Genomic DNA, 19,796 nt, shown 5'->3' with positions numbered 1-19,796 from the left:
GAGCAATAATGAGTGAAAAAAAATCAAAGTCACGAGGTCTTGGCCGCGGATTATCGGCATTAATGGCTGATGCAAATGTACAAAAATCCGAAAAAATGAAAGAAAAACAAGAGGTTAGTAACCCTTCCACTGAACAATCTGTGCCGATTGAAAAAATATTTGCCAACCCTGATCAACCCAGGCGGACATTTGAACCCGATCAGCTAAAAGATCTCGCCAATTCCATTCGCGCCAAAGGTGTTCTCCAGCCATTGATTGTGCGCGACCGTCCCGATCACCCCGGAGAATATGAAATTGTTGCGGGCGAACGCCGCTGGCGTGCGGCGCAAATGGCGCAGCAGCATGATCTGCCTGTAATCCTTCGGTCTTTTACCGATACCGAAGTTCTTGAAGTTGCAATTATTGAAAATATCCAGCGCGCCGATCTTAATCCGGTCGAAGAGGCATTTGGCTACCGACAGCTGATGGATAAATTTGACCATACCCAAGAACAGATGGCCGAAGCACTTGGTAAAAGCAGAAGCCATATTGCCAATCTTTTGCGTCTTTTGAGTCTGCCGCCTGATGTCCAAGAGTTTTTGCGCGATGGGCGTCTTAGCGCGGGGCACGCGCGCGCTTTGGTGACCGCGGAAAACCCCACTTTGCTTGCTGGCATTGTGATTTCCAAAGGGCTTTCTGTCCGCGAAACTGAAAAACTGGTGAAAAAAGCGTCGAAACCGGATGAAAACCGAGGCGCCACCCCAAAAAGCAGGCCCTCATTGGGTGAAAAAGACGCCGACACAAAGGCTCTTGAAGGCGATCTATCTGCAGCATTGGGGCTCAGGGTTGTTATCGACCATAAACCGGGCGGCGAAGCAGGCCAGATTTCATTGCAGTATACGTCTTTGGATCAATTAGATGACCTGTGCCGGATTTTAAGCACGCCAAGCTAATGCTGTGCCTGTCAGATGAAGGCGCAATAGCATCACCGACTTATTCTAACCAGCAAGCTCGCGAATGATATGATTTAAAACTGGACGGCCCCTCTGGCTGGCCGAAATAATGTTATTTGAGTCTAATATTAGACCCTGATTAAACAAATCTGCTATTTTATCTGGATCAAGATCACGGCCACTAAGGGACTTATATCGCGCCCGATCAATGCCATCATTGATGCGAAGGCCCATCACCAAATATTCGGCCGCTTGATCTTTCGCCAAGAGCGGCTCGTTAATGCTATCGCCGCATCCTTGGCGCACAGCTTCAAGCCAATCGGCTGGATTTCGAAACGCAGCTGTTGCATGCCGGTGGCCATTGATCGTTAAACGGCCGTGTGCGCCGGGCCCAATGCCAGCATAATCCCCATACCGCCAATACACCATGTTATGTTGGCACTCAGCACCAGTTTTAGCATGATTGGAAATTTCATAGGCTGGAAACCCAAATTTGCTACATATATCCTGCGTAGCCTCAAAAAGATCTGCTCCAAGATCTTCATTTGGTAGACCGGGAAGCTTTCCAATCGCATAGCGATCGCCAAAAGCAGTTCCTTGTTCAATGGTCAGTTGATAAAGCGAAACATGATCAACAGCCATGGAAAGAGCTTGCTGCAACTCAGACCGCCAATCTGATAGGGTTTGATTTTGCCGCGCATAAATCAGATCAAAACTGACACGATCAAAAGTGTTTCGTGAAATATCAAAAGCCAGATGGGCTTCTTTTACACTGTGTAAGCGTCCTAAACGTTTTAAATCGGCATCATTCAGCGCCTGAACACCCAAGGATATGCGGTTTACACCGGCTTGCTGATAGCCGTTAAACCTTCCAGCCTCAACGGATGTTGGATTGGCCTCCAAACTGACTTCAAGATTATTTGATCTTGGCCAAAGTGCGAAGACTTTAGATAGAACTTGATCGACTAAATCAGGGCTCATCAGGCTGGGTGTTCCGCCACCAAAAAAAACCGACTTAAGCGGACGTGAGCCTATTGTTTGGAATAGCCGGTCCAATTCTTTCAAATAGGATGTAATCCATTGTTTTTCTTCTATTTTATCACTGACGTGACTGTTAAAGTCACAATAGGGGCACTTGGCAGCACAAAACGGCCAATGGACATAAATGCCAAAGCCGCCATTTTGCCAGTCTTCATTCAAAACAGCCTGCAACAAGTTTGCGGAATGCATCCGCGCGATGGCTAATTCTATTTTTTTCCCAGCGATCCATTTCCCCAAAGGTTATATCGTATCCGTCTGGTTGAAAAATCGGATCATAACCATGGCCCTGATACCCGCGCATGGGCCAAACCACTTGCCCGGGCATAATGCCGGGAAAAATTTCATCATGGCCATCGGGCCAAGCCATGACCAGGGTACAACAAAACCGCGCCTTTCTAGGATGCGCTGCGCTGCGTTGATCAAGCATGTCGTTCGCTTTGGTCATTGCCATTATAAAATCACGTCCGTTGGGTGTTTCTGCCCAATCTGCTGTATAAACACCAGGCGCACCGTCTAGAGCATCAATTTCAATTCCACTATCATCGGATAAGGACGGAAGACCCGTGGCTTGCGCCGCAGCATGGGCCTTGATCTTTGCATTCCCCACAAAAGTTGTTTCCGTTTCATCCGGTTCAGCAAGGTTTAGCTCGGCTGCGCCTTTCACAGATACGGAAAATGGTCGTATTAAGCTGGCAATTTCTTCTAGTTTGCCATTGTTATGGGTGGCCACCACGAGCGTATCGCCAGTGAACTTACGGGTCATGACACCGCCGACAATTGCTTGGCAACCAATTGTCCAACACCCAATTCAGCCAGATCTATCAAATGGTTCATCTGATCGCGTGAATAGGTTGCGCCCTCTGCACTCATTTGCACTTCTATCATTTGCCCATTGCCAAGCATGATAAAATTGCCATCGACGCCCGCTTCGCTGTCTTCTGGATAATCCAAATCAAGAACCGGTTGACCGGCATAAATACCGCAGCTGATCGCCGCAACTGGTGAGGTAAGCGGATCAGTTTTAATCGCGCCTTGTTTTAAAAGCTGGTTCACCGCTAGCTTTAAAGCAACCCATCCACCTGTAATTGATGCGCATCTGGTGCCACCATCGGCCTGCAGAACATCACAATCAACGGTGATTTGCCGTTCGTCCAGGGCAACCCTGTCAACACCGGCCCGAAGGGAGCGGCCAATTAAGCGTTGAATTTCAACTGTTCGGCCCCCTTGTTTTCCGCTCGCGGCTTCGCGGCGCATGCGTGAACTTGTTGAACGTGGTAGCATGCCATATTCGGCAGTTACCCACCCCAGTCCGGTTCCGCGGATAAAGGGCGGAACACGATCCTCAAGTGAGGCAGTGCACAACACATGAGTGTCGCCCATTTTTATCAAACAAGACCCTTCGGCATGTTTTGTTACATTGGTTTCGATTGAAACTTCGCGCATTTGGTTTAATTCTCTGCCAGAGGGCCGCATGGAAAATCCTTTCACTGATCCCCAGATGGATATAAGGGGCTAGCATAGTTGCGCAAGCCCGATTGACCTTTTCTTTGTAAAACCTTTAATGACAAAGAGCCGTGGATAAAAGATGACAGAAAACAACAGCATGTTTGAAGAGATGAACGATCGCTCACGCGAGGTGTTTCGACGTGTTGTTGAGGGCTATCTGGAAAACGGTGATCCCGTTGGCTCGCGCACGCTGACCCGAACGCTAAATGAAAAGGTTAGCGCAGCTACCGTTCGTAATGTAATGCAGGATCTGGAATATTTGGGGCTTTTGGACAGCCCCCATATAAGCTCGGGGCGCGTGCCCACAGAAATGGGGCTAAGGATGTTTGTTGACGGTCTTTTAGAGGTTAGCACATTAGACCAAGAAGACCGCGAAAAACTGGATAAAACTGTGGAAAGCAACAGTAAGGACATGGGCGGTATGTTGGACCGTGTCGGTTCTGCTCTTTCGGGGATAACCCATGGCGCTTCGCTTGTTTTGACACCCAAACAAGAGCAACCCATCAAACATATTGAATTTGTGTCTTTGTCCCCCGAGCGCGCTTTGGTGGTATTGGTTTTTGCCAATGGCCAAGTTGAAAATCGCTTGTTCACGCCGCCAAAAGGCCAAACCCCCAGCGCAATGCGAGAAGCTGCCAATTATCTAAACTCAATGATTCGCGGGCTTACATTGAGCGAAGTTTTACAGCTGGTTGAGACAGACGTTCAAAAACGCCGGCAGGAAATTGACCACCTTGCGCAGGATTTGGTGGAAAAGGGGCTAGCGGTTTGGCACGATGAAGGCGACCAGAATGAGCGTTTGATTGTTCGGGGTAGAGCGAATCTGTTAGAATCAGAGACAGAAGAAGCTGATCTTGAACGCATCCGAGCCCTTTTTGATGACCTTGAGCGCAAGCGTGATATAGCCGATTTTCTGCAATTAACCGATCAGGGCGACGGTGTTCGCATTTTTATTGGCTCTGAGAACAAACTTTTTTCACTTTCGGGTTCATCTTTGGTGGTTTCTCCTTATATGAACTCTGATCGGAAGATAATTGGCGCGATCGGTGTTATTGGTCCGACACGCCTGAACTATGGAAGAATTGTGCCGATAGTAGATTACACGGCGCAATTGATTGGAAAGCTAATTTCCGATCGAAGCTAGAGGTGCGATATGGCAGAACCAAAAACTGAAGAATTTTTGGATGAGATTGAAAAAGCAGAAATCGAAGAGCTTGGCGACGAGCTAATAGATATTGATGAAGAAGCCGCAGAGCTAGATGAGATTGAAGCCTTAAAAGTCGAAAGAGATGACTTTCGTGACCGTTTTATGCGCGCTTTGGCCGATGCAGAAAATTCACGTAAGCGGGCCGACAAAGACCGCCGTGAAGCAGAAAATTATGGCGGATCAAAACTCGCTCGTGATATTTTGCCGGTTTATGACAATCTAAAACGTGCGATTGACGCGGTCGGCGATGAGCAAAAAGAAACTGCAGGCGCGTTTATTGAAGGTGTCGAGCTAACACTGCGGGAACTACTGAACGTATTTCGCAGCCACGGGATTGAGTCCATATCGCCTGAAGTTGGCGATAAATTCGATCCGCAACTGCACCAGGCCATGTTCGAAGCACCGGTTCCGGGAACAAAAGCTGGCGATATTATTCAGGTATCTGCCGAAGGCTTTATGCTGCATGATCGCTTGTTGCGCCCAAGTCAGGTCGGCGTGTCCTCGACCCCTGCTTCGTAAACCCGCACTGAGGCCTTGCCACTTTCATCTAAAGGTGGGTTGTTTACCGATGCAAAAGCTCTTTTAACTCATACAGCGCTTTTAACGCTTCTTTGGGCGAAAGGTCATCTGGGTGAATATCTTCCATTGCCTGTTCCAACTGCGACGGGCCTTGGGCTGTTTTCGGAGCAGGAGTTGCGGAAAACAAAGGCAGATCATCCATCAGGCTCTGCTTTTTCTCAGACCCCGCACGATCACCGCTCTCTAATGTTCCAAGAACCACCCGAGCGCGTTCAATGACCGCCTCTGGCAAACCGGCCAATTTGGCAACCTGCACCCCATAAGACCGATCAGCTGACCCTTTGTGCACCTCATGTAGAAATACAACTTCGCCCTCCCATTCTTTGACCCGAACAGTGGCGTTTTCCACATTGGCCAGACTTTTGGAAAGTGCGGTCAGTTCGTGGTAATGCGTGGCAAAAAGCGCCCGTGCTTGATTGACCTCATGCAAATGTTCCAAAGTTGCCCATGCGATGGATAAGCCGTCATATGTGGCAGTTCCCCGACCAATTTCATCAAGTATGACCAAGGCTTTGTTGTCAGCTTGGTTTAAAATTGCAGCGGTTTCGACCATTTCAACCATAAAAGTTGATCGCCCGCGCGCCAAATCATCGGAAGCGCCCACGCGGCTGAACAATTGGCCAACCAATCCGATATGCGCGCTGCTTGCCGGAACAAAGCTGCCCATTTGTGCCAGTAGCGCAATCAGCGCATTTTGCCGTAAAAAAGTGGACTTACCAGCCATGTTTGGACCAGTCAGCAACCAAATAGCGCTGTTTGATAAATCACAATCATTGGCGATAAACGGATCACCGCTGTTTATCAGCGCATTTTCAACAACCGGATGCCGGCCGCCTGAGATGTCAAACGCACAGCTGTCATCAACCACTGGTCTGCACCAGTTATTTCTTTCTGACAAATCCGCCAATGAGCTCGCCAAATCTATTTCAGCTATGGCTTGCGCCGTGGTTGAAATGGCTTCTGCCACATTCAAAATAGCTGCGGTAAGTTTTGCAAATATGCGCTTTTCAATTTCTAAAGAACGATTTCCAGCGTTCAAAATTTTTGTTTCAATCTCAGACAGCTCAACGGTGGTAAAGCGCACCTGATTGGCTGTTGTTTGCCGATGGATAAAGGTTTCCGCGAGCGGCGCGGCAAGCATTTTTTCCGCGTGGGTCGCAGTGGTTTCGATGAAATACCCAAGCACGTTGTTATGTTTAATTTTCAGAGACGATATATTGGTTTTTTCAATGTATTCCTTTTGCATCGCGGCAATCACGCCGCGCCCTTCATCGCGCAGCTTTCTGGCTTCATCCAAATCTGCATCAAAACCGCTGGCAACAAAACCACCATCGCGCGCCATTAAAGGCGGCTCGCCCACCAAAGCCTCACCCAAAAGCTCAATGAGCACCTCATGGCCGGTAAAGGATGCATTCAAAGTTTCCAACGCGCGTTTCAGATCAAGCCTGCTGATAAGCGGGTCCATTTCTTTGGCTTGCTCTAAGCCATCGCGAATATTGGCGATATCCCTTGGGCCGCCACGCTCAAGTGAAAGCCGCGAGAGCGCACGGTCCAAATCCGGCACTGCTTTTAACACATCGCGCAAAGTGCGCATCTCATTTGGGCTGCTCAGCATGAGATCAATTAAGCTTTGACGATTTTCAATAACGTCAAGCTGCAGTGAGGGGGCTGATAGCCGCTGCTCAAGCAATCGTCCACCTGCTGCGGTGACGGTACAGTCAATTGTTGCCAGTAATGACCCCGCCCGTCCGCCGGATAGCGCTTGGGTGATTTCTAGATTGCGGCGTGTGGCTGCATCAATCTGCATCACCTTTGAGCTGGCATCCCGCACGGGCGGCCGCAACATCGGAAGCCGGCCTTTCTGCGTGATGTCCAAATATTCAATAATTGCGCCTAAAGCCGAAGTTTCGGCGCGGCCAAAATTTCCAAATGCATCCAAAGCGCCAACATCAAAAAGGGATTTAATGCGCTTTTCTGCCGCTGCGCTGTCAAAGGCGGCAGCGCCCAGAGATGTGGTTGGAACGCCGGCATCATCGAATATGTGTGACAATTCCTCATGTGCCGAGCTTGATAAGATCACCTCGCTTGGTCGCAGCCTTGCAAGCTCTGGGCCCAATTGAACCAGCGCAAGGGGGCTTACACACAGCACGCCGGTGGAAATATCCACCCAGGCCAAAGCATAGGCATCGCGGACTTTGGAAAAAGCAGCCAGAAAATTATGTTGTCTGGGCTCTAACAGCGAGTCTTCGGTTAATGTACCGGGGGTGACAAGTCGAACAACATCGCGCCGCACAACGGATTTTCTGCCCCGCTTTTTCGCCTCTGCTGGGCTTTCCATTTGTTCACAAACGGCAACGCGAAACCCCTTTCTTATCAGCGTCAAAAGATAGTTTTCCGACGCATGGTGCGGAACGCCGCACATTGGTATATCGTCGCCTTGATGCCTGCCGCGTTTGGTAAGCGCAATATCAAGCGCTTCAGCGGCGGCAACAGCATCGTCAAAAAATAATTCGTAAAAATCACCCATGCGGTAAAACAGCAAAGCATCGCGGTATTGCGCCTTGATGTCCTGATATTGTGCCATCATTGGTGTCACGAAAAACTCCTCACGGTATTGCTAGTAACTTAGCCATAGCTGATAGAAGGGGAAAGTCGAAAACGAACCGGTTGAAGGTTATAAAATTGCGCGCTAAGACTCATTTGCGCAATAAAGGAATTTCCAATGTCAAAGTCAAAAATTACGCGAGAAGACGCGCTCGCCTTTCACCTCGATCCAACGCCGGGTAAGTGGGAGGTTGCGGCAACCGTTCCGATGACAACCCAGCGTGATTTGTCTTTGGCATATTCCCCAGGCGTCGCGGTTCCCTGCGAAGAAATAAGCAAAAACCCCGAGCTTGCCTATGATTACACAAATAAAGGAAATCTGGTTGCTGTTATCTCGAACGGGACGGCTGTTTTGGGTCTTGGCAATCTAGGTGCGCTGGGCAGCAAACCGGTGATGGAAGGAAAAGCCGTTCTTTTCAAGCGCTTTGCAGATGTAAACAGCATTGATCTTGAGGTTGACACAGAAGACCCTGATGAGTTCTGCAAAGCAGTAAAATTACTCGGGCCTACCTTTGGCGGCATAAACCTAGAAGATATTAAAGCTCCTGAATGCTTTATTATCGAACAGCGGCTGAAAGAGGAAATGGACATTCCGGTGTTTCATGACGACCAACATGGAACCGCCGTGATCTGCGCAGCTGGCTTAATCAACGCCCTGCAAATCAGCGGCAAGAAAATCGAAAATGTCAAAATCGTTCTGAACGGAGCTGGCGCTGCGGGTATTGCCTGCATTGAGCTTCTTAAAACAATGGGTGCGCGGCACGAGAACTGCACCGTCTGTGATACCAAAGGTGTCATCTACCAAGGCCGCACCGAGGGCATGAACCAATGGAAATCGGCCCATGCAATCAAAACCAAAACCCGAACGTTAGAAGAGGCAATGCGCGGTGCGGATGTGTTTTTGGGCGTGTCTGTCAAAGGCGCAGTGACGCAAGACATGCTTATCTCAATGGCGGAAAACCCAGTGATTTTTGCCATGGCAAATCCCGACCCTGAAATTACACCAGAAGAAGCACGCGAAGTGCGCGCCGATGCAATCGTTGCCACTGGGCGAAGCGATTATCCAAATCAAGTCAATAATGTTTTGGGCTTTCCTTACCTGTTTCGAGGCGCACTCGACATTCATGCACGCGCGATCAATGATGAAATGAAAATCGCCTGTGCTCAGGCGCTGGCGGATCTGGCGCGCGAAGATGTCCCGGACGAAGTGGCCATGGCCTATGGAGAAAAACTAACCTTTGGGCGTGATTATATTATTCCAACCCCATTTGATCCGCGCCTGATCCACCGCATTCCTCCCGCTGTTGCGCAGGCTGGTATGCAAACCGGTGCAGCCCGCCGACCCATAATTGATATGGAAGCCTATGAGCTGACTTTAAAAACTAGAATGGATCCAACGGCGAGCATATTGCGCAGCATAAACGATCGAGCACGGGCGGCACAGGCACGGATGATTTTTGCTGAGGGCGATGATCCCAAGGTGATACGCGCAGCGGTGATGTATCAAAGATCAGGCTTTGGAAAAGCTTTGGTTGTTGGCCGTGAACATGACGTAAAGCAAAAGCTTGAAGCCGCTGGAATGGGCGAAGCCTTTCAAGAGCTTGAAATTGTCAATGCCGCAAATACCGACCACTTAGAAACCTATAAAGATTTCCTTTATTCTAGACTGCAACGAAAAGGGTATGACCGGGCTGATGTGCACCGTCTGGCGGCGCGCGATCGCCACGTGTTTTCAGCTTTGATGTTGGCGCATGGGCACGGGGATGGCTTGGTCACCGGCGCTACCCGCAAGTCAGCACATGTTATGGGGTTGATCAATCATGTTTTTGATGCTGATTCCGAGCATGGGGTGGCAGGTGTTACGGCGGTTTTGCATCGCGGCCGGATCGTATTGATTGCCGACACATTGGTTCATGAATGGCCAGAAGCCGAAGATTTGGCAAATATCGCCGAGCGGGCTGCAGGTGTTGCGCGCCATTTGGGGCTTGAACCTCGGGTGGCATTTGTAAGCTTTTCCACCTTTGGGTATCCGGTTTCTGAGCGAGCTGAAAAAATGCATCTTGCGCCCAAGGTTTTGGATGAGCGCGGTGTTTCATTTGAATACGAGGGTGAAATGGCCGTTGATGTTGCTTTAAACACTCATTCAATGCAGGCCTATCCCTTTTCGAGGCTGACAGGGCCGGCCAATATTTTGGTTGTTCCTGCGCGGCATTCGGCAAGCATTTCGGTTAAATTGATGCAAGAAATGGCGGGTGCAACTGTTATTGGCCCTATTTTAGCAGGCGTGGATGAATCGATCCAAATATGTTCATCGGTTTCAACGGCAACAGATATTTTAAATATGGCTGTTTTGGCCGCCTGTAAGGTAGGATAACTTTGCCAAATTATAGCAGCACAGGCTGTTAATAAGACAAAGGAGTTATCTGGATGGCCATATTTAACCTCGGGTCTATCAATGCAGATCTGTCCTATAGTGTGGATGCGTTTCCCGAACCCGGGGAAACCATTAGCGCCCATTCAGTGAGCAGGGGTCTGGGCGGTAAAGGCACAAACATGTCCGTTGCTGCTGCGCGCGCTGCGGCACATGTTGTACATATTGGCGCAGTTGGGCGCGATGGCGATTGGGCCATTGAGCGCCTGACAGAATACGGGGTTGATACGCGTTATATTACCTATGGGTCTACCACGGGACACGCGATTATCATGGTTGACCGATCGGGCGAAAATGCCATTTTAATCCACTCTGGCGCAAATTTGGAAATCACTGAAAGTGCTATTGGCGCAGCGCTTGGACAATCCAGCACGGGTGATTACTTTGTGGCACAAAATGAAACCAATATGCAATTTGAAGCCGCAAGCCTTGCCAAAAAGCTCGGGTTAACAGTTGTTTACGCTGCTGCGCCGTTTGATGTCGATGTGGTCCAGATGATGTTGCCGATGATTGACATTTTGGTTTTAAACCAGGTCGAGGCAGATCAGCTCCAAAAAGCCACAGGCAAACCGCCGCAAGATCTAGGTGTGGCGCAGGTAATTATCACTCTGGGCGCCAAAGGCTGCCGGTGGTTTAATGCGGAAACCGAAGTGTCTAAGGTTTTTGACGCAGAGCCAGTTAAAGCTGTTGATACAACAGGAGCAGGGGATACATTTACCGGCTTTATGGTTGCCGGATTGGATCGCGGTTTGCCAATGGAGCAAGCGTTAAAATTAGCCAGCCGTGCTGGGGCTATTATGGTGACACGCCACGGAACAGCAGACGTTATACCAGATCTAAAAGATATTCAGGATCGGTTTGGGCCATAGTCTACTTTACAAATGGGGCGTCCTTTCCCCAAATTTGTTTGACACGCTCATCGCGCCCACAAGCTTGGCGGTATAATTCATAGGCTTCGGACTGTCTGCGCGGACCAAAACGGGTGAGAACCAGCTTTTTGCCTTTGTAGTAATCTTGATGATAATCTTCTGCGATATAGAATTTCTCCAAGGGTAAAATAGGGGTCACAATCTGCTTACCCAGAGCAGCTTCAGCCGTTTCAACCGCTTCTTTTGCGGCGGATTCCTGAGCATTATTGGACGTAAAAATAGCTGTCTTGTAGCTGTGACCGCGATCACAAAACTGACCCCCGTCATCTAAAACATCTACAGACCTTAGAAAAAGATCAAGCAACGCATCAACCGAAACAGCCGTGGGATCAAATTGGATTTCAACCGCTTCATAATGCCCTGTGCCGCCCCGAACCACCTGTTTATAGGTCGGGTTTTCAACGGTGCCGCCGGTATAGCCAGAGACAACCTCTTGAACGCCGGCAACTTTTTCAAAGTCGGCCTCAACGCACCAAAAGCATCCGCCGGCAACAACTAACCGATCACTTTGTGCTGCGAAGGCTGAGGAAGAAACCCCCAAGGCGAGAACTAAAAAAGCGACTAAATGGGTAACGCGGTGCGAAAGATGCATCAATTGTGACATAATTTACCTCCAAAAGTAATAAAGTGGAATGTATAGCCGTTCTAGGATTTGCCAAGTTTTTTGCGCCGAAATCACGCAGAGGTGACAGGAATTTACCACTTGGAACTTTGTAAAAATCCTCCTAGCCTCGGCGGCGTTAAGGAGAGCCACATGATTGATCAGGTCACCACCCACCAAGCCGAAGAAGACGTCAGGAATGAAACCGTCTTAATTTACGTGGATGGTCAAATTACTCCCAAAGTGGAGGCCAAGGTAAGCGTTTTTGACAGCGGTTTCATGCTTGGGGATGGTGTGTGGGAAGGATTGCGACTTTATAATGGGCGCTGGGCCTTTATTGACGAGCACCTTGATCGGTTGTTTGCCGCCGCAAAAGCGATTGATTTATCCATTGGTTTAAACCGCGAACAGATCAAAGAGGCGCTTCTTGAAACCCAAAAAGCCAACAATATGGCCAGCGATGCCCATGCAAGGGTCATGATCACACGCGGCATCAAAAGCCGCCCGTTTCAACACCCATCGCTGTCCAAGTCCGGTCCAACAATTGTGATGATTTTAGAGCATTCACGCCCTAAAATCCCTCGTCCCGTTCGGCTGGCCACCGTGCCGCATATGCGCGGCTTGCCGATGACCCAAGATCCCAAGCTTAACTCGCATTCAAAGCTCAATTGTATATTGGCCTGTATTGCCGCGGAAAAAGCTGGGGCTGACGAAGCCTTGATGCTGGATGTTCATGGCTTTGTGAACACCACAAATGCCTGTAATTTCTTTATCATACGGCGGGGTGAGGTTTGGACCAGCACCGGGGATTACTGTATGAACGGGATCACCCGACAAAAGGTCATTGACCTGTGCCGTGACAACGAAATCCCTGTGTTCGAGCGCAATTTTTCACTGGCGGATGTCTATAGCGCTGACGAGGCCTTTCTGACAGGTACATTTGGGGCGCAGACCCCCGTGGGTGAAATTGATGGGCGCATTATTGGCACAGGCGAAATCGGTCCAATGACAGAACATCTAAGATCGCTATATAAAACCATCATCTCTAGGGACTGTTCATAATGCAGTTGGCAATGTGGTCCGGACCTCGAAACCTATCGACAGCCATGATGTATGCATTTGCGAGCCGGTCTGATTTTTCGGCGGTGGACGAGCCCTTTTATGCGGCCTATCTCAATTTGACCGGACTTCACCACCCTATGCGGGACCAAATTTTGCAAGCGCAGTCTCAGGAACCGTATCAAGTTGTGGATGACCTGTTAGGGCCAAACCTTGAGGGTCGTTCAAATGTGTATCACAAACACATGACCCAACATATGATTGAAGCCATCCCGCGCGACTGGATGCTAAAGGTTACAAATGTGTTCCTTATCCGCCATCCGGCGCGGGTTGTTGCCAGTTTTGCAAAGAAATACCCCGATCCAAAAATTGAAGACATCGGCTTTCATCAACAGGCAGATCTGTTTCGATATCTTGTCGAAAATGGACAAAAACCAATCGTAATAAACAGTGCGGATATCCGGTCCAACCCAGAACAGAAATTGCGGGACCTGTGCGGCGCTCTTGGTCTGACGTTTGATGCAAATATGCTTAAATGGACAAAAGGCGGACAAAGCTGCGATGGTGTTTGGGCCCCTCACTGGTATGGGGCAGTGCATAATTCCACCGGTTTCGACGCTGCAGAAGGGCCATTGCCTATCCTGTCTGGCCGGCTATTGGAGCTTGTGGATCAATCGCTTAAATCTTATGAAGAGCTTGCACAATATAGCCTTTAGTGGTCTGCAGGATTTAAAAGCTTAGGGTCAAAAATGCGTTCGGCATGCTGCTCTAAATATATTTTTAACCATGGAGTGAACTTTCCCGAATCTGCCCGCACTTCACTTTTTAAAGTGTGATAGTTAACCCATCTGATCTCCATGACCTCGTCTAGGTTGAGCGTCATCAGGGGCGGAGTTTCAACATGAATGGAAAACACTGAAACGCTTTCATGTTCTGTCAAACCATTGCCAACATCAGCGCGATACTCAATTTTGTCCCGAAAAACAGGTTGGCAATCGGCAATTCCAAGCTCATCTTTCATCCTACGTATTGCACATTTCATATCGGGTTCGTCCCAAAATGGATGGGTGCAGCACGTATTGGCCCATAAACCAGGTGTGTGGTATTTTTCCAATGCGCGCCGCTGGATTAGAATAGACGTGCCGCAAATCATAAACACCGACACCGCTTTGTGCAGCAAACCATCTTGGTGGGCCTTAAGCTTTTCCACAGGCATTAGTTGGCCATTAACCCATGTTGGGATCATAACGCTCATGGGACTTGCTGGCCCGGCATTAAAAGAGTCTTGGAAAACTCAGATAAGACCTTTTGATAAACAGATTTTTTGAATGGAACAATATTCTCAACAAGAGCGTCAGGCGGTATCCATTTCCAAGCTGAAAATTCAGGGGTTTCGGTTTGAATATTCACCTCGGTATCAGAGCCTAAAAAGCGCATGAGATACCATTTTTGTTTTTGTCCCCGAAAACGACCCCCCCAAAGCTGGCTAATGAGGTCTTTCGGTAAATCATAGCTTATCCAGTTTTCTGAGACCTCCAGTACTTGAACCAAATTTGCGGGAATGCCGGTTTCCTCATGCAATTCGCGCAATGCGGCCTCTTTTGGATTTTCGCCATCATCAATTCCACCTTGTGGCATTTGCCATGCATCAGAATGGTTGTCGCGCCGCTGACCCACAAAAACAAGACCGTCATGATTGATGAGCATTATGCCAACATTCAAACGATAGGGTAGGGCATCATGCGCGTCCGAGGCCATGTTTGGTTCACCTTTACTTAATTAACAGTCTCACGGCCCCTCTGTAAAAGATGCGCTTTTGATTTGCAATTGCGGACCCAAACAAAGCTATACACTTTGAAAAGCCCCAATCCTTTTCATTTTCAGTAAGGCCGCAGTTAAGCGATTTTGGTTTTTAACGCCGGTCAGATTATTCACGCAGCGACAAAGCAGTCAGCCCTTTAAGTAAATCGATCGCATAAGCCAGTTGATAGTCATCTTCACGCAATTGTGCGGCCTGATCGGCCTCTTCCCGATCGGCCTCTATCTGACGAATCTCATCTTCACTTAGGCTGTCATTGTCCAGCGAACCCCTTAGGTCGGCTTCGCTTCGGCCGCTGCGCGTAGCATCACTTTCATCCTCATCAGGCTTGCGGCGCGGCTGCTCAACAACGATGTCTGGCGAAACGCCCAGCGCCTGAATGGATCGCCCCGAGGGGGTATAATAGCGCGCCGTGGTCAAGCGCATGGCAGCGTCGTCACGTAATGGCATAACCGTCTGTACTGACCCTTTGCCAAAGCTTTTGGTTCCTACGACTATGGCGCGGCGGTGGTCTTGCAAAGCGCCCGCGACAATTTCTGAAGCAGAGGCAGATCCACCATTTATCAAAACTACAATCGGTTTGCCAAAGGCAAGATCATCAGGGGTGGCATTATAACGATCACCATCCTGAGGATCACGTCCTCGGGTTGAGACGATCTCACCTTTTTCCAAAAAGGCATCAGAGACTTTGATAGCCTGAGACAGTAGACCGCCCGGATTATTGCGCAAATCTAGAATAAAACCGTTTACATTTTCGATACCGCCCGCTTCTTCGATATATTTATCAATACCGTCAGACAGGTTCGGATAGGTTTGATCATTAAAGGTTGTCACCCGTAACACCACCGTTTGTCCTTCTGAGCGGACCCGAACAGCGGTGAGCTTTATGGTGTCCCGAATGATTGAAACATCAAAGGGCTCATCCTCGCCTTTGCGCACGACCGTAATGATAATTTCCGAGCCTTTTGGCCCACGCATCATTTCAACGGCCTCATCTAGCGTTAGTCCAAGAACACTTTGGCCGTCTACATGGGTGATAAAGTCACCTGCCTCAATACCGGCGGCATCTGCTGGTGTGTCATCTATCGGTGAAACAACCTTTACAAAACCATCCTGCTGAGTGACTTCAATTCCCAACCCGCCAAACTCACCCCGAGTTTGAAAACGCATTTCTTCTGCATCTTTTGGTGATAAATAGCTTGAATGGGGATCAAGTGATGTCAGCATGCCGTTGATAGCGGCTTCGATTAAATCGGCTTCATCAACCTCTTCGACATATTGTGCCCGAATACGTTCAAAAATATCACCAAAAAGATCCAACTGTTCATAGACCGAAGCTTTATCCGAGTTGCTTTGCGCTAGAACGGGCCCGGTGAACTGGATAGCAGCCCAAATCCCAAGGCCACAGCCTAAACTTGCGGCAAGAACGAATTTTTTCATGACGGATCTTCCTTTACCTGTTGGAACCACGTGAGAGGATCCTGCGGCGTTTCATTTTCTCTAACTTCTATATAGAGCGTTTCAGTCCGATCGCTAGCCGTGTTCGACTTTGCTAGCGCGGTTGTGAACTCTGGGCTTGCGTTGCCGCCCATAAGCCCCACCGGACTTCCAGCAGGAAGAACATCGCCAATATCACCATAAATTGCGTCCATACCTGCGATCACAATCAACATGCCGGCCTGAGGTTCAAGAATTGAAACCAACCCATAATCAAGCAACTCTCCGCTGTAGCGTACTGTTGCTGCAGTCGGGCTGGTGACGATAGCCCCGGGTGCAGTGGCAATAATCACCCCCGGTCGCTTGATCCCTGCAGCATCGGCTTCGTTAAACTTCCGCAACACTCTACCCAAAACGGGCATAGGCAAATTGCCTTTGCGATTTTCTATATCCGGCAAAGAGCCTTCAACTGTCTGAGTTGCAATGATCCCTAGGCCCTTTAAAAACTCGGCTAAGCTTTGTGAGGCGGCCACCAACAACGCGGTTTTTGCCGGATCTTCTATGAATCTTTGCGGTAACTCTATTCTTTTTGCAATGGCTTGAGACAGCGCTGCTCGCGCTTGCTGCAAATCCAAAAGACCAACGCTCAGAGCATCCTGGGTTTTTTCTTGGACTTGGTTTAAAGCCTCTAATTCCTCAAGGCTTTGTTTCAGGGGCGCGATGCTGAGCTGCAAGGCTGGTAGAATATCGGCCACAATCATGCCCGCCCTTGCGTTTTTGAGCGCTCCATCCGGATGAACGAGATATTGAAATTGGGGCGTTTTATTGATGCTATATAAGACGCCGATCAGTCGGCTTGTTTCCAATTCTTGCTGGTTTATCTTTGCAGAAACCTGCGCTTTTTTAATCGCTATTCGGCGTAGCCCTTGCCGCACAGATGCAGAGCCCAACTCAAAGGCGCGAATTGTTTTTGTCAATGCGGCCACTCGGTTTTTAGCACTATAGGCCGCTACCAAATCTATCGAAGCCTGATCAAGCTTTTTTGTCGCCTCTTTGGCTGATGTTAGCAAGTCTGCTTGGGCATGGGCCGTGGTTGCGAAAATGACGCCAAAGAGCTGCGCGCACATTAGTGTCATTTTAATCCAGCTCATCGCGATAACAGGCTCTTTCCAGTCATTTCCACAGGCACTTCAAGCTGCATTAAATCCAGAAGGGTCGGCGCAAGGTCCGCCAGCCGCCCACCATCACGCAGGCCCACGCTGGGTGCTGCCCCAACAAGCGCGACCGGCACAGGGTTCAAAGTATGAGCTGTATGCGGCGCTCCTGTTTTGAGGTCAGTCATCGTTTCACAATTTCCATGGTCAGCCGTTAAAATCATTGTTCCACCTGCTTTTTCCAGTGCATCCACGATGTCGGCCAAACCGGCATCAACAACTGAACAAGCCTTTTTCGCAGCCTCTAGATTACCAGTATGACCCACCATATCCGGATTTGCAAAGTTGGTGATGATTAGGTCATATCCGTTTTCAATTGCGGCAACAAAGCTCTTGGTCACTTCTGGTGCCGACATTTCCGGTTGCATATCATAGGTTGCTACCGCAGGTGACTTTGGCATAAACCGATCCTCATTATTTTCAGGTGGTTCTTTTCCACCATTTAGAAAAAACGTCACATGTGGGTATTTTTCTGTCTCTGCCAAGCGAAATTGACGCTTTCCATGCTGTGCCACCCATGCCCCTAATGTGTTCACGATTTCTTGCTTTGGAAAGCAGGTGCTCATAAAATTATTATGTTGGTCAGAATAATTGACCATGCCCAGTACAGAGGCCCAAGTGGGGCGTGCGCCAGTTGGAAATTTGTCAAACCCTGGATCGGCAAGCGCGCTTAAAATCTCTCTGGCTCGATCTGCGCGGAAGTTTAGGAAAAAAATTCCATCCCCATCGTTGGCCCCTCGGTAGTCGCCTAAAACCGTGGCTGGAATAAACTCGTCGCTCAAGCCTAAACCATAGGCCTGCTCAACAGCGTCGTTTGCGCTTAGCGACTGGGACTGTGAGGTTCCCAACGCGATAGCATCATAAGCAGTTTTCACCCGTTCCCACCGATTATCACGATCCATTGCATAGTACCGTCCAATGAGGGTTCCAATTTTAACCCTATGCGGCAATTGCTCAGTCAGGCTTTGCAAATAACCCACCGCAGAACTGGGTGGTACATCTCGCCCATCGGTAAACAGATGTAAAATTGTTGGAATTCCAGCATCGTTGAGCGCATTAAGGGATGCCACAAGGTGGGTGATATGACCGTGCACCCCTCCATCAGATACCACGCCCATTAAATGCGCTGTGCCGCCGGTTTCTTTCAGGGTGTTTATGAATGAAATCAGGGATGGGTTTTTTTGAAACGCACCGGATTCAATTGCCAGATCAATCTGACCCAAGTCCATGGCAACCACGCGGCCGGCGCCAATGTTCATGTGGCCGACTTCCGAATTCCCCATTTGCCCGGTTGGAAGACCCACATCCGGCCCGTGCGTAATGAGCGTCGAATTTGGAAAATCGCGCATAACTCTGTCAAAGGTAGGAGTATGCGCTAGAGCGGGCGCATTGCCCTCTTTGGTATCACTCTGTCCCCAGCCATCAAGTATACATAGAACGACAGGTTTGGGCGGCATTAGAAAATCCTTTTGTAATTGATACGGATTTATTTGGGATATGTCTTTGGCGCAAGGCATATGAAGACCTCACGTTTACATGTTTTTCTCATATCGAGACTACTCTCGGTGATATGGTGCGCCCGCAAGTATTGAAGCTGCCCGGTAAAGTTGTTCACAAAGCATTGCTCTGACCAGCATATGTGGCCAAACCATTTTTCCGAACGAAAAGCTTTGGTTGAATGACTTTTTCAGCCCCTCATCCAAACCGTCTGCGCCGCCGATAACAAACCCCAAATTGGCAACTCCTTGATCGCGTAGATTGGCAAGGTGGTTCGCAAACTCAATAGAACTTATCATTTTGCCTCGCTCATCTAGGCCGCAGATGTTTGTGCCTTTTGAGATTGCCTGCTGTAAAAGTTTGCCCTCGGCGAGCCTGCCAATGTTTTTCTTGTCTTCGACTTCATGAATTGTCAAAGGACCAAGCCCCAATGCCCGCCCGCTTTTATCGAATCTGCCTATATAATCTTCGATCAGAGCTTTTTCCGGTCCGGAGCGAAGTCGTCCGACCGCGTAAATAGACACCCGCATGCTTTAGCGTCTTCAGGCGCTATTTGAGTCTGCTCCAACCGGCATCCACATTTTTTCCAGCTGGTAAAATGCGCGTACCTCGGGTCGGAACACATGAACTATAACATCACCGGCATCCACCACGATCCAATCACCGGTATTTTTGCCTTCAAGTAACACACGGCGACCCAAGGCTTCTTTCAAGCGATCGGTCAGTTTTTCACAAATTGCTATAACCTGACGAGATGATCTGCCGGAGGCAATGACCATATAATCACCAATAGCTGTTTTGCCGCGCAGATCAATTTGCACGAGCTCTTCAGCTTTGTCATCAGTCAGGGATTCAACAATCTGGGTTAACAGCGTTTCGCTTGTTACCTCTTGGGGCACTTCAGGTCGTATTGAAGGCCGGGCTGCAGCGGGAGCTGCAT

At 49.1% G+C, this 19,796-nt stretch carries 19 protein-coding genes; 7 read left to right on the top strand and 12 right to left on the bottom strand.

What is annotated here, in order from left to right; genetic code table 11:
• Positions 1-8 precede the first annotated feature (8 nt).
• Positions 9-932 carry a ParB/RepB/Spo0J family partition protein gene (locus GN278_00230; protein XAT59388.1) on the top strand — a complete coding sequence of 308 codons (924 nt, stop codon included), beginning with the start codon at positions 9-11 and terminating at the stop codon, positions 930-932.
• A gap of 45 nt (positions 933-977) precedes the next feature.
• Here GN278_00230 and GN278_00225 read toward each other — a convergent pair whose 3' ends face one another.
• The 3 genes from GN278_00225 to GN278_00215 are packed head-to-tail and all read right to left on the bottom strand — an operon-like array spanning position 978 to position 3,446.
• A complete protein-coding gene (locus tag GN278_00225; protein ID XAT59387.1) occupies positions 978-2,162 on the bottom strand; it encodes a coproporphyrinogen III oxidase in 1,185 nt (394 codons plus the stop codon).
• Positions 2,125-2,736: an RdgB/HAM1 family non-canonical purine NTP pyrophosphatase gene (gene rdgB / locus GN278_00220; protein XAT59386.1), complete on the bottom strand. Its 612-nt coding sequence runs from the start codon at positions 2,734-2,736 to the stop codon at positions 2,125-2,127. The genes GN278_00225 and rdgB overlap by 38 nt, the downstream gene beginning before the upstream one ends.
• The gene (locus GN278_00215) at positions 2,733-3,446 is read right to left on the bottom strand and encodes a ribonuclease PH (protein ID XAT62471.1); all 714 of its coding nucleotides are present in this window, start codon (positions 3,444-3,446) and stop codon (positions 2,733-2,735) included. Before GN278_00215 ends, rdgB begins: the two co-directional genes overlap by 4 nt.
• A gap of 112 nt (positions 3,447-3,558) precedes the next feature.
• Here GN278_00215 and hrcA point away from each other — a divergent pair, with 112 nt between their 5' ends.
• Complete coding sequence (hrcA, locus tag GN278_00210) at positions 3,559-4,623, top strand: heat-inducible transcriptional repressor HrcA (protein ID XAT59385.1); 1,065 nt, start codon at positions 3,559-3,561, stop codon at positions 4,621-4,623.
• A gap of 9 nt (positions 4,624-4,632) precedes the next feature.
• Complete coding sequence (grpE, locus tag GN278_00205) at positions 4,633-5,205, top strand: nucleotide exchange factor GrpE (GenBank protein XAT59384.1); 573 nt, start codon at positions 4,633-4,635, stop codon at positions 5,203-5,205.
• Between the two features lie 43 nt (positions 5,206-5,248).
• Here the strand turns inward: grpE and mutS are convergent, their stop codons facing one another.
• Complete coding sequence (gene mutS, locus GN278_00200) at positions 5,249-7,852, bottom strand: DNA mismatch repair protein MutS (GenBank protein XAT62470.1); 2,604 nt, start codon at positions 7,850-7,852, stop codon at positions 5,249-5,251.
• A gap of 135 nt (positions 7,853-7,987) precedes the next feature.
• On the opposite strand from mutS, the gene GN278_00195 reads away from it, so the two are divergent.
• Positions 7,988-10,243 carry an NADP-dependent malic enzyme gene (locus tag GN278_00195; GenBank protein XAT59383.1) on the top strand — a complete coding sequence of 752 codons (2,256 nt, stop codon included), beginning with the start codon at positions 7,988-7,990 and terminating at the stop codon, positions 10,241-10,243.
• A 53-nt stretch (positions 10,244-10,296) separates the two neighbouring features.
• Positions 10,297-11,169, top strand: coding sequence for a ribokinase (locus GN278_00190; GenBank protein ID XAT59382.1), 873 nt, complete (start codon positions 10,297-10,299; stop codon positions 11,167-11,169).
• A gap of 1 nt (position 11,170) precedes the next feature.
• Here the strand turns inward: GN278_00190 and msrA are convergent, their stop codons facing one another.
• Entirely contained in the window at positions 11,171-11,821 is a 651-nt protein-coding gene (gene msrA, locus GN278_00185; GenBank protein ID XAT62469.1) for a peptide-methionine (S)-S-oxide reductase MsrA, read from the bottom strand.
• A 162-nt stretch (positions 11,822-11,983) separates the two neighbouring features.
• Here msrA and GN278_00180 point away from each other — a divergent pair, with 162 nt between their 5' ends.
• Both GN278_00180 and GN278_00175 read left to right on the top strand, forming a co-directional pair.
• Positions 11,984-12,892: an aminotransferase class IV gene (locus tag GN278_00180; protein ID XAT59381.1), complete on the top strand. Its 909-nt coding sequence runs from the start codon at positions 11,984-11,986 to the stop codon at positions 12,890-12,892.
• Positions 12,892-13,605: an HAD family hydrolase gene (locus GN278_00175; GenBank protein XAT59380.1), complete on the top strand. Its 714-nt coding sequence runs from the start codon at positions 12,892-12,894 to the stop codon at positions 13,603-13,605. Before GN278_00180 ends, GN278_00175 begins: the two co-directional genes overlap by 1 nt.
• Here the strand turns inward: GN278_00175 and idi are convergent.
• The 7 genes from idi to rsfS form a co-directional block, all read right to left on the bottom strand.
• Positions 13,602-14,144 (bottom strand): isopentenyl-diphosphate delta-isomerase, encoded by a 543-nt coding sequence (gene idi, locus GN278_00170; protein XAT59379.1) that lies wholly within the window; start codon positions 14,142-14,144, stop codon positions 13,602-13,604. The two genes, GN278_00175 and idi, sit on opposite strands and share 4 nt — an antisense overlap.
• Positions 14,141-14,647, bottom strand: a complete 507-nt coding sequence (locus GN278_00165; GenBank protein ID XAT59378.1) for an RNA pyrophosphohydrolase — start codon at positions 14,645-14,647, stop codon at positions 14,141-14,143. The genes idi and GN278_00165 overlap by 4 nt, the downstream gene beginning before the upstream one ends.
• A 169-nt stretch (positions 14,648-14,816) precedes the next feature.
• The gene (locus GN278_00160) at positions 14,817-16,148 is read right to left on the bottom strand and encodes a PDZ domain-containing protein (protein ID XAT59377.1); all 1,332 of its coding nucleotides are present in this window, start codon (positions 16,146-16,148) and stop codon (positions 14,817-14,819) included.
• On the bottom strand, positions 16,145-17,296 hold the full coding sequence (locus tag GN278_00155) for a peptidoglycan DD-metalloendopeptidase family protein (GenBank protein ID XAT59376.1): 1,152 nt from the start codon (positions 17,294-17,296) through the stop codon (positions 16,145-16,147). The genes GN278_00160 and GN278_00155 overlap by 4 nt, the downstream gene beginning before the upstream one ends.
• Positions 17,293-18,876 (bottom strand): 2,3-bisphosphoglycerate-independent phosphoglycerate mutase, encoded by a 1,584-nt coding sequence (locus GN278_00150; protein ID XAT59375.1) that lies wholly within the window; start codon positions 18,874-18,876, stop codon positions 17,293-17,295. The genes GN278_00155 and GN278_00150 overlap by 4 nt, the downstream gene beginning before the upstream one ends.
• 39 nt (positions 18,877-18,915) lie before the next feature.
• On the bottom strand, positions 18,916-19,386 hold the full coding sequence (gene rlmH, locus GN278_00145) for a 23S rRNA (pseudouridine(1915)-N(3))-methyltransferase RlmH (GenBank protein ID XAT59374.1): 471 nt from the start codon (positions 19,384-19,386) through the stop codon (positions 18,916-18,918).
• Between the two features lie 12 nt (positions 19,387-19,398).
• Positions 19,399-19,767, bottom strand: a complete 369-nt coding sequence (gene rsfS / locus GN278_00140) for a ribosome silencing factor (protein ID XAT59373.1) — start codon at positions 19,765-19,767, stop codon at positions 19,399-19,401.
• Positions 19,768-19,796: the final 29 nt, after the last annotated feature.

This window comes from Rhodobacteraceae bacterium Araon29 (assembly GCA_039640505.1).
Lineage (GTDB): Bacteria > Pseudomonadota > Alphaproteobacteria > Rhodobacterales > Rhodobacteraceae > CABZJG01.
The sequence above is the reverse complement of the archived record's forward strand: the minus strand, read 5'-3'. Positions and strand labels throughout refer to the sequence as shown.

Coding starts and splice junctions, on each gene's coding strand:
- GN278_00230 (XAT59388.1), top strand. CDS start 9: ATGAGTGAAAAAAAATCAAAGTCACGAGGTCTTGGCCGCGGATTATCG.
- GN278_00225 (XAT59387.1), bottom strand. CDS start 2,162: ATGCATTCCGCAAACTTGTTGCAGGCTGTTTTGAATGAAGACTGGCAA.
- rdgB (XAT59386.1), bottom strand. CDS start 2,736: ATGACCCGTAAGTTCACTGGCGATACGCTCGTGGTGGCCACCCATAAC.
- GN278_00215 (XAT62471.1), bottom strand. CDS start 3,446: ATGCGGCCCTCTGGCAGAGAATTAAACCAAATGCGCGAAGTTTCAATC.
- hrcA (XAT59385.1), top strand. CDS start 3,559: ATGACAGAAAACAACAGCATGTTTGAAGAGATGAACGATCGCTCACGC.
- grpE (XAT59384.1), top strand. CDS start 4,633: ATGGCAGAACCAAAAACTGAAGAATTTTTGGATGAGATTGAAAAAGCA.
- mutS (XAT62470.1), bottom strand. CDS start 7,852: ATGATGGCACAATATCAGGACATCAAGGCGCAATACCGCGATGCTTTG.
- GN278_00195 (XAT59383.1), top strand. CDS start 7,988: ATGTCAAAGTCAAAAATTACGCGAGAAGACGCGCTCGCCTTTCACCTC.
- GN278_00190 (XAT59382.1), top strand. CDS start 10,297: ATGGCCATATTTAACCTCGGGTCTATCAATGCAGATCTGTCCTATAGT.
- msrA (XAT62469.1), bottom strand. CDS start 11,821: ATGCATCTTTCGCACCGCGTTACCCATTTAGTCGCTTTTTTAGTTCTC.
- GN278_00180 (XAT59381.1), top strand. CDS start 11,984: ATGATTGATCAGGTCACCACCCACCAAGCCGAAGAAGACGTCAGGAAT.
- GN278_00175 (XAT59380.1), top strand. CDS start 12,892: ATGCAGTTGGCAATGTGGTCCGGACCTCGAAACCTATCGACAGCCATG.
- idi (XAT59379.1), bottom strand. CDS start 14,144: ATGAGCGTTATGATCCCAACATGGGTTAATGGCCAACTAATGCCTGTG.
- GN278_00165 (XAT59378.1), bottom strand. CDS start 14,647: ATGGCCTCGGACGCGCATGATGCCCTACCCTATCGTTTGAATGTTGGC.
- GN278_00160 (XAT59377.1), bottom strand. CDS start 16,148: ATGAAAAAATTCGTTCTTGCCGCAAGTTTAGGCTGTGGCCTTGGGATT.
- GN278_00155 (XAT59376.1), bottom strand. CDS start 17,296: ATGAGCTGGATTAAAATGACACTAATGTGCGCGCAGCTCTTTGGCGTC.
- GN278_00150 (XAT59375.1), bottom strand. CDS start 18,876: ATGCCTTGCGCCAAAGACATATCCCAAATAAATCCGTATCAATTACAA.
- rlmH (XAT59374.1), bottom strand. CDS start 19,386: ATGCGGGTGTCTATTTACGCGGTCGGACGACTTCGCTCCGGACCGGAA.